Annotated in this window: 1 protein-coding gene; it reads right to left on the bottom strand. The window is 74.0% G+C overall.

Going from position 1 to position 4,614, the window contains the following annotated elements; genetic code table 11:
• On the bottom strand, positions 1-4,614 hold a 4,614-nt coding region (locus ACTWQH_RS32475), incomplete at both ends, for a type I polyketide synthase (protein ID WP_443290406.1).

Here is a 4,614-nt window from a genome sequence, read left to right as displayed (position 1 = left end):
GTGAAGAGGGCGGGTTGGGTGTGTTCGGTGCGGTCCAGGCCCTCGCCGGTGGTGATGATCTCCCGCAGCTTCGGGGTGAAGTGGGTGAGTACCTCGTCGTAGGCGTGGGCGAAGGCGGGGTAGGTGGTGTAGAGCTGTTGGCCCATGCCTGCGCGTTGTGAGCCCTGGCCGGTGAAGAGGTAGGCGAGCTTGCCGGGCTGGGCGGCGTTGCCGTGGATGACGGCGGAGCTGGGCTCGCCGGCCGCCAGAGAACGCAATGCCGCCAGCCGCGTTTCGTCGTCCTGGCCGATGATGACGGCTCGGTGGTCGAACAACGCCCGCGTCGTCACCAGCGAATGCGCGATGCCGGCGGCCGAGAGTTCGGGGTGGGCCTCGACCCACATGCCCAGGCTCCGCGCCTGGTCGCGCAGCGCGCCCTCCGACTTCGCCGACAGCACCCACGCCACCGGCGCGGGCGACGCGGGCGCCGCCCCGGGTTCCTCGGCAGCAGCGGCCTCCGGCTCGCTGGTCGGCTCTTCCAGGATGAGGTGCACGTTCGTGCCACTCACGCCGAACGACGACACGCCCGCGCGGCGCGGATGGCCGTCGCGCTCCCACGGCCGGGGCTCGGCCAGCAGGGAGACGGCGCCCGCCTCCCAGTCCACGTGCGGCGACGGCTCATCGGCGTGAAGGGTCCTGGGCATGGCCTCGTTACGCATCGCCATGACCATCTTGATGATTCCGGCGACGCCGGCCGCCGCCTGCGTGTGGCCGATGTTGGACTTGATCGAGCCCAGCCACAGCGGCCGGTCCTCCGGCCTGCCCTTCCCGTAGGTCGCGAGCAGTGCCTGCGCCTCGATCGGGTCGCCCAGCGTCGTCCCGGTGCCGTGCGCCTCCACCACGTCCACGTCGGCGGGGCTCAACCCGGCGCTGGCGAGGGCCTGCCGGATCACGCGCTGCTGCGAGGGGCCGTTCGGTGCGGTCAGGCCGTTGCTGGCGCCGTCCTGGTTGACGGCCGAGCCGCGCACGACCGCGAGCACCTGGTGGCCGTTGCGCCGCGCGTCCGACAGCCGCTCCACCAGCAGCAGCCCGGCCCCCTCGCTCCAGCCGGTCCCGTCGGCCTCCGCCGAGAACGCCTTGCAGCGCCCGTCCTTTGCCAGGCCGCGCTGGCGGCTGAACTCGATGAAGGTCGTGGGCGTTGCCATGACGGTGGCGCCGCCGACCAGGGCCAGCTCGCATTCCCCGTTGCGCAGCGCCTGGGTGGCCAGGTGCAACGCCACCAGCGAGGAGGAGCAGGCGGTGTCGACGGTCACGGCCGGACCCTCGAAGCCGAAGGTGTACGCCACCCGGCCCGACGCGATGCTCGGCGCGCTGCCCGTGCCGAGGAAGCCCTCGAAGCCCTGCGGTATGTGTTCCAACAGTCGCGAACCGTAGTCGTTGTACATGATCCCGGTGAAGACGCCGGTCTGGCTGCCGCGCAGCGTCGTCGGGTCGATCCCGGCCCGCTCGAACGCCTCCCACGCCGTCTGGAGCAGCAGCCGCTGCTGCGGGTCCGTCGCCAGCGCCTCACGCGGCGAGATCCCGAAGAACCCGGGGTCGAAGGCGCCCGCGTCGTGCAGGAAGCCGCCCTCGCGGGCGTAGGACTTACCGGTCCGCTCCGGGTCCGGGTCGTACAGATCGTCGTCCCATCCCCGGTCGGTGGGGAACGGCGTGATGGCGTCCAGGCCGTCGGCGACCAGCCGCCACAGATCCTCGGGCGAGCGCACCCCGCCCGGATAGCGGCATGCCATGCCGACGATCGCGATCGGCTCGTCGTCGGCAGCCGCGCCGGAGCGGGCCCGGACGACCGAGGCGGCCGAGGCGGCCCCGGCGGTGGACGCGGCGCCGGCACCGACGAGTTCCTCGCGCAGGTAGCCCGCGAGCGCCAGCGGCGTCGGGTAGTCGAAGACGAGCGTGGCGGGCAGCCGCAGCCCACTGGTCGAGGCCAGCCGGTTGCGGAAGTCCACCGCCGTCAGCGAGTCGAAGCCCAGGTCGGTGAACTGCCGCTCCACCGCGACGGCGTCCGTGCTCTCGTGGCCGAGAACCACCGCGACGGCCGAGCACACCGTCTCCAGCAGCACGCTGTCCCGCTCGGCTTCCGGCAGGGCGGCGATCCGCTGGGCCAGCGCAGACCCGTCGCCCATGCCCGCATCGCCTCCGGCCCCTGCGCCCGCCGCGCGGCGGGCCCGCGTGCGCACCAGCCCGCGCAGCGTCACCGGCACCTGGTCGGCCGAACGCAGCGCCGCCAGGTCCAGGCGGGCCGTCGCCACGACGGCCCGGTCGTGCCGTGCCAGGGCCTCGTCGAAGAGCCCCATGCCCTGCTCGACGGTCATGGGCGCCACCCCGCCCCGGTTCATGCGGGCCTTGTCCCGGGCGTCCAGGTCGCGCGTCATGCCGCCGTCGGTGTCCCAGAAACCCCAGGTGAGTGAGGTGGCGGGCAGCCCGAGGGCGTGGCGGTGGGCGGCGAGGGCGTCGAGGAAGGCGTTGGCCGCCGTGTAGTTGCCCTGCCCCGGGCTTCCGAGCGTGGCGGCGATCGACGAGAAGAGGATGAACGCCCCGACGTCGCCCGCGAGTTCATGCAGGTGCCAGGCGGCATCGACCTTCGGACGCAGCACGGGCGTCAGCCGCTCGGCGGTCAGCGTGGCGATCACGCCGTCATCGAGCACGCCCGCCGTGTGCACGACGCCGCTCAGCGGACGCGGCACCGCCGCCAGGAGGGCGGTCAGCGCCTCGCGGTCGGCGACGTCGCATGCTGCGATGGTGACCTCGGCCGCGCCGAGGGAGGTCAGCTCGTCGCGCAGCTCGGCGGCGCCGTCCGCCGCTGGGCCGCGCCGGCTGACCAGCAGCAGGTGGCGTACGCCGTGGGAGACGACGAGGTGACGGGCGAGGCGGGCGCCCAGGGTTCCGGTGCCTCCGGTGATCAGGACCGTGCCCTCGGGGTCCAGTCCCTTGGGGTCGGCCAGCCCGGTACGCCGTTCCCCGGAGGCGTCGTCGGACGCGGCGGCGTCGGCGGCGTCGGCGGGGTCGGGGGCGTTGGCGGCGTTGGCGGGCAGCCTGCTGAGGCGGGGCAGCAGCAGGGCGCCCTCGCGTAGCGCGAGCTGCGGCTCGCCGCTGGCCACGGCCGCCGGGATCACGGCGAGCGAGTCAGGGTCGTCGTCGAGGTCGAGGAGCACGAAACGGCCCGGGTTCTCGGTCTCGGCGGTGCGCACCAGACCCCACACCGCCGAGGCCGCCACATCCCGCAACTCACCGGCGTCCACGGCGCGATGGGTGAGGAACACCAGGCGCGCGCCCGCGAAGCGCTCGTCGGCCAGCCAGGCCTGGACCAGTGCCAACGCACGTTGCGTCGCCTGGTGCGCGGCGCGGGCGACGTCCGTACGGTCGTCGGCCGGGGACACGTCGACGCAGACCACGTCATCCGGGCCCAGCCCGGCCAGGTCCGCGAGATCCTCCGGGCCGTCGATCGTGATCGTTCGCGCTGCGGCGGGAGCGGTGGCGCTGAGCTGGAGCGGCGTCCAGTCCAGGGCGTAGAGCGGACGCTGCTGCGTGGCCGCCGCCGTACGCGACATGGCGCGCAGCGTCAGGCCCTCGGCGGTGAGGATCGGCGCGCCGTCGGAGTCGAGAAGCGTCAGGAGCATGGTGCTGCTGTCGGCGCTCTCCCCACCGGCCGGAGTCAGCCGCACTCGCGCGGCGACCGCCCCGGTGGCGTGGAGCGTCACGCCCGCCCAGGCGAACGGCAGCCGCACCTGGTCGGACTCGTTCTCGATGACGCCGAGGCCGAGGGAGTGCATCGCGGCATCCAGCAGGGCCGGGTGGAACCCGAACTGTCCGGCCGCCTCGTGCTGTTCCTCGGGCAGCCGCACTTCGGCGTACACCTCGTCGCCGAGCCGCCAGCCCGCACGCAGCCCCTGGAACGCCGGGCCGTAGGCGAATCCGGCTTCCGCGAGCCGTTCGTAGAGATCGCCGGTCTCGACGGGCTCGGCCCCGGGCGGCGGCCACGCCTCCGGCGCGGTGACGTCGGTGAGGCCGGTGACGGCGTCGCGGGAGGTGAGAGTGCCGGACGCGTGGCGGACCCAGGCCGCGTCCTCTTCGCCGTCGGGGCGGGAGTAGACGCGGAGGGCTCTGCGGCCGGTGTCGTCGGGGGCGCCGACGGTCACCTGGAGCTGGATGGCGCCCTGGTCGGGGAGGGCGAGGGGTGCCTCGATGGTCAGCTCGTCGATGGTGTCGCAGCCGACGCGATCGCCCGCGTGCAGGGCGAGCTCGACGTACGCCGCCCCGGGCAGCAGCGCGGTGCCGAGGACCACGTGGTCGGCCAGCCAGGGGTGGGTGTGGAGGGAGAGGCGGCCCGTCAGCAGCAGCCCGTCGTCCTCGGCCGAGGTGACGGCCGCCCCCAGCAGCGGATGCTCGGCCTGATCGAGCCCGAGGTCGGCGGCGTTGGTGGTGCTGGCGACCTCCAGCCAGTAGCGCTGGCGTTGGAAGGGGTAGGTGGGGAGGGGGGTGGGGTGGCCGGTGGTGGGCCAGGTGGGGGTGTGTCCGGTGGTGTGGGCGTGGGCGAGGGCGGTGGTGAGGGTGGTGGGTTCGGGGTGTTTGGGGGTG

It is taken from the genome of Streptomyces sp. 6N223 (assembly GCF_052246635.1).
Lineage (GTDB): Bacteria > Actinomycetota > Actinomycetes > Streptomycetales > Streptomycetaceae > Streptomyces.
Note: the sequence above shows the minus strand (reverse complement) of the source record. Positions and strands in the feature narration are given on the sequence as shown.